General features: G+C 45.8%; 3 protein-coding genes. All 3 read left to right on the top strand.

What is annotated here, in order from left to right; translation table 11 throughout:
* The first annotated feature begins 107 nt into the window (after positions 1-107).
* Genes EJP87_RS13780 through EJP87_RS13770 form a run of 3 tightly spaced genes read left to right on the top strand, consistent with a single transcriptional unit; the run spans position 108 to position 4,609 of the window.
* The gene (locus EJP87_RS13780) at positions 108-542 is read left to right on the top strand and encodes a hypothetical protein (protein ID WP_130472445.1); all 435 of its coding nucleotides are present in this window, start codon (positions 108-110) and stop codon (positions 540-542) included.
* A complete protein-coding gene (locus EJP87_RS13775; RefSeq protein WP_130472444.1) occupies positions 539-3,370 on the top strand; it encodes a tyrosine-protein kinase family protein in 2,832 nt (943 codons plus the stop codon). The genes EJP87_RS13780 and EJP87_RS13775 overlap by 4 nt, the downstream gene beginning before the upstream one ends.
* A 9-nt stretch (positions 3,371-3,379) precedes the next feature.
* Positions 3,380-4,609, top strand: coding sequence for an exonuclease SbcCD subunit D C-terminal domain-containing protein (locus tag EJP87_RS13770; RefSeq protein WP_130472443.1), 1,230 nt, complete (start codon positions 3,380-3,382; stop codon positions 4,607-4,609).
* Positions 4,610-5,021: the final 412 nt, after the last annotated feature.

Below are 5,021 nucleotides of genomic sequence, written 5' to 3'. Positions count from 1 at the left end.
TTTTTGGTTGAGCAGCTCAGCCAGCGCTTGCAACAGCAAGGCTTCATGGTACTGCTGCGCCACCGCGACCTGCATCGAGATCCCCCCAAGTCTGCGGATGATTGAAGATGGCTATAGTTAAATATTGTTCAGATTATGATCTTCGAGACAGTTGGAAAAATTTCAGAAAATATTCACCTGATCAATATAAAGATCGAGCATTTTATTTGTTGTATTTCTATGCGATTGAGTGTGGCTTGAAATACATTCTTATCAAAAATCAAAATTTACAACACTGTCCGGAAAAAGGAGATGACTTTTTCTCACATAATTTGGCAAAGATACTTCGTAAAATTGATCCTAACGCTTCTGAAATTAAAGATTTTCCAAAAAATTTAAGTTTACAATTACCATTATCCGGATCTATAAATCACAATCAATTTTACGACATTCATCTGGCGTGGCGATATGGATGGAAAGTGATTCCGCAAAATGAAAAAGCTATAATTGAATGGCTAAAAAAACTTGATGAATTAATAGATCAAAGAATGAGGAAGTTATGATTGAAAATTTAGCTAAACATAGACCATATAATTCAATCTTCTCTGCAGAAATCCTTCTCAGTTGGGTGGATCTTTCTAGATTACTTTGGAAGGTAACCTCACCCAGCATCAAGAGCAACTATTCCCAACCACCGGTTGGTTTAATATATGCGCAAACATTTTGGGATTGTATACTCATCGGTATCAACACAGATTCTTCTGCAACAATAAAAAGAGATGCTTCTGAATGGTTTAAGGAGATTGTCGGCGAACACAGATGGAACGAAACCCAAGAAGATTGTTTCATCCAATTTAACCTATCTGAAACAGATCTTTCTCGCCTGCAGGTACAATGGGAGTTACTGGACAACGCAGAAAGTGCAAAGTGGCAGGAAACAACCTTTAGGCCCCGTTTTTCACCTTCGCGAACAATTTTGTTTCATGCCAAGCCTGCACCCTTGCCGCAACCATTTCCGTCAGATGTTCCGCCATTGCTGGTCTTTCATTCATTCAAGGGTGGTGTGGGCAGAACATTATGTGCCTTGTCCATGGCACAAGCCTATAGCGAAAAGAAGAAAAAAGTTTTGTTGATCGATGGCGATTTTGAAGCGCCGGGAATCTCTATTTTATTGCGTGATCGCAAACCTGATTTTGATTTTTCTTTTGCCGATCTTTTGACTCTGCTGCATGCCGATCCTGATCCGCAAGGCCAGAATGCACTCAAAATTGCTGAAGAAAAAATACGCAATTTGCAGGTCGGCAATTTGTTTGTATTGCCCTGTTTTCGTCATCTTGAAGAAAATTTGGCTTTGGCCATTACCCCAGAGCAGTTGTTGAACAGCACAGCCCACTCCTCTTTCTTTTTGACCGAGACTCTTGCCCAACTGGGCCAACGCTTGCAGGTTGATATGGTCTTGATCGATTTGCGTGCTGGTTTTTCAGAACTGGCCGCACCGATTCTGTTTGATCCACGAGTTTACACGCTCTATGTTGCCAACGGTGCAGGTCAATCATTGGTGGGAACGGAACTTTTGATCCGACAACTGCTCCTGCAGTCGCAATGGGATGAACAACAAACACGCATAATACCTGCGCTGATTTTTAATCAAATCCCGCAAACAGAACTGGCCAATATCGAGCAAAAACTGGAACCAATCAATCAAACATTGATCCATCTCTTTTCTGAAAGACTCAGCGACGATGAAAGACAAAACCCCATTACTCTGAACGAAATAGAGCAAGGAGTTACCTACACCACAATCTCCTATCATGAATCGCTCGCCTCTCTATCCGCACAATGGGATAAAGCCATGGAGGCCATACGGCAATCGGGTATTCCCACAAAACTGTGGAATGAGCTGCAACAATGGCTACCTTCTGCACGCCACATTACTCTTCCTCCCTCCAATGAACTGGTAACAGAACACTCTTTGCTTGAAAAACGTAAAAAGTTGGCGAAATTTGCTGATACAATGATTACAGCCGAAAAAGCCGCTTATGATCCACAGAATACAATCGGCTTCTTGCCGATTAAATCCCTAAAGAATCTGGCTGAGGATCATCTGCATAAATTGCCGATAGTGGTTTCTATAGGTGCCAAAGGAGCCGGAAAGACCTATTCATTTATCAATATTGTCCGCAGCATAAACTGGTCAAATTTTGTAAATAAAGTTGACAATTCTTTTACCTGCTCTTTGCAGACAGGAATTTTACCACTTCTCTGGGGTAAAAACTGTAACATCACTGAAATGGTCGGATACCAACAAAGATGTCAGCAAGCTCTTGATCTTCCCACAATCAATACTTCAGATGAGATCCGTCAAATAATATCCGAGTTTAATTCAGAGAATTTGTTTGCATGGCGCACTCAATGGGCTGACCTCATCGCTCACTCTCTCGGCATTTCTGTCAGCTCAACAGATTCTCCCATAGAAGCTTTGCTCACCCACCTAAGAGAAAAAAAGCAAAAGCTGATTGTTTTGATTGACGGGTTGGAAGAGACATTTGATAAATTTACCAAGAATCCAGTACAACAGATTGCCCTGCACGCTCTTATACAAGAGTTGCCCAATTGGTTGGCAACACTTCCTGATCAGCCATTAGGCATCATAATTTTTATACGACAGGATATGGTTGAACATGCCATACCACAAAACAGAAATCAATTTGTACAAAGACATAAAAATCATGAACTGCGCTGGACCTGGGATGAAGCATTGGAGTTGACAGCCTGGGTTGCCGATAGATCCCAGGCAACGGAGCAATTATGGCAAGATTTCTCCGAGTTAAATGAAGCGGATAAAATGGAACGTTTGGTCCCTCTCTGGGGATATAAAATGGGTGGTGAAGGTTCCAAGGAGAGCAAGTCGAACAATTGGGTCTTATCCGTTTTATCTGATTTGCATGGAGGTATACAAGCGCGTGATGTGGTAAGATTTCTTCATTTGGCAGCAGAAAACTCTATCAAGTTAAAAACGACAGATCGTATTCTTGCTCCTTCTGCCATGCGCGAGGCAATACAGTCGTGTAGCAACTCAAAAATTGCTGAAATTAGCGAAGAAAATGATATGCTGAAGGGAATATTTGCCAAAATTATGCAAAACAGTGCAACAAACACACCCAACAGGTTCATTACTCCATGTTCATTACTAGAATTAGCTCAAATCGGATTGGATGAGGAAGAGATTGAATTATTGATAGAACATGGCATTATTTTTCACGACAAGTTAGTTTCCGAATATCACTTTCCAGAAATTTTCCGCTATGGCTTGAACATAGATCGGGCTGCCGGAGCCAGACCAAAAATTGTTTCCCTGCTGCGCAAAGCGCGCCTGCAAAGCCGTGCTTGATGGGGAAACATGAAAATCCTGCACACCTCCGACTGGCATATTGGCCATACCCTCTATGGACGACAGCGACAGGATGAGTTTGAGGCGCTGCTCATTTGGTTGGTCGAGCTGTTGCGACAAGAAGCGGTCGATCTGCTGTTAATCGCCGGCGATATTTTTGACTCCCCTGCGCCCAGCACCAAAGCGCAAAGCTTCTATTATCGTCTGCTGGCTGAGGCTTCTAAACAATGTCGCCATGTGCTGATCATCGGCGGCAACCATGACTCTCCTGCCCTGCTCGATGCCCCCGCTGCACTGTTGCAGCCACTCAATCTGCATATCATCGGCGGCAAAAGAGAGCTGCCTGAACAAGAGGTGCGCCTGCTCTCTGCCCCTGATGGCACTCCCGAACTGCTCGTGGCAGCGGTGCCTTATCTGCGCGAACGCGACCTGCGTATCCCCTCCCCCGGAGAATCCCCGGAAGAAAAAGAGCAACAACTCCTGGAAGGATTGCGCCAACACTACCAAAACGTCATCGCCCAGGCTGAACAACTGCGCCGCCAATTGCCCCTACGCCTGCCCCTGCTGGTGACCGGTCATCTCTTTGCCAGCGGTTGCCCGCAGAGCAGCGATGATGGCATGCGTGATCTCTATGTGGGCAGCCTGGGCCAGTTTCCCCTCTCCCTCCTCCCCGAAGGGATCGATTATCTGGCCTTGGGCCATCTGCATCGTCCGCAAATGGTCAATGGCAACCCCCATCTGCGCTACAGCGGCTCGCCCCTGCCGATGGGCTTTGCCGAAAGCCATCTGGCAAAATCTGTGACCCTGGTTACTCTGGAGCCAGACAACTGTGTCGTCCAACTCTTGCCGGTTCCTCGCTTCCAAGAGCTGCTCTCCCTGCGCGGCTCCTGGCCTGAGATTGAAGCGGCTCTGCTCAAACTGCTTCACACTGGCTCGCAAGCCTGGTTGGAGATCATTCATACCGGTACAGAACGCATCGGCAATTTACGGGAGCGCATTGAACAACTCACCGCTACCGCCACTTTGCAGGTCTTGCGCATTAAAGAACAACGCCTGCTCGAACAGGCCCATCAACAAGAGTATACCGATGAACCCCTGCAGGATCTGGATCCCCAGGAGGTGTTTAGCCTCTGCATGCAGCAGCTTGGCGTGCAAGCCGATCAGCAAACCCTGTTGCTGGCTGGCTATCAGGAGATTCTCCATCAACTGTTTATCGATCCCACGCATGAAAAGGGTTGAGTCAACATCTTCTCGATAACAGACCATAAAACCTCTTCTGCGACAGAACGACTCAGAGACTCTGTGACTCCGGCTGCCGACACATTTGCTCTGACAGTGCTCTCCTCTGCCGTCAGGAGCAATACCGGCAAGTGGCACCAGCGAGTATTCTCTTGACGCACATGTTGCAGAATATCATGTAAATTCTCGTCATCACTAGCCCATGTTTAACACACTATAAAATTTTTCAAGCAATATCAGTGTATTGTGATGCTGATTTTTCGCAAGTGGCACTACAAAGTTGATGTCTTGGCCATTTTTTGATCAAGCAATCATCTTTTTTACTCCACCGGGGTTGGGGTCGATGGCAAGAGCTTGGTAAATCAACTTCTGGTTTGGCTCTGCTTTTGTCGCTTTGCGCACGTGCAAGACC

It is taken from the genome of Candidatus Magnetaquicoccus inordinatus (assembly GCF_004217665.1).
GTDB classification, from domain to species: domain Bacteria; phylum Pseudomonadota; class Magnetococcia; order Magnetococcales; family Magnetaquicoccaceae; genus Magnetaquicoccus; species Magnetaquicoccus inordinatus.
The sequence above is the reverse complement of the archived record's forward strand: the minus strand, read 5'-3'. Positions and strand labels throughout refer to the sequence as shown.

Coding starts and splice junctions, on each gene's coding strand:
- EJP87_RS13780 (WP_130472445.1), top strand. CDS start 108: ATGGCTATAGTTAAATATTGTTCAGATTATGATCTTCGAGACAGTTGG.
- EJP87_RS13775 (WP_130472444.1), top strand. CDS start 539: ATGATTGAAAATTTAGCTAAACATAGACCATATAATTCAATCTTCTCT.
- EJP87_RS13770 (WP_130472443.1), top strand. CDS start 3,380: ATGAAAATCCTGCACACCTCCGACTGGCATATTGGCCATACCCTCTAT.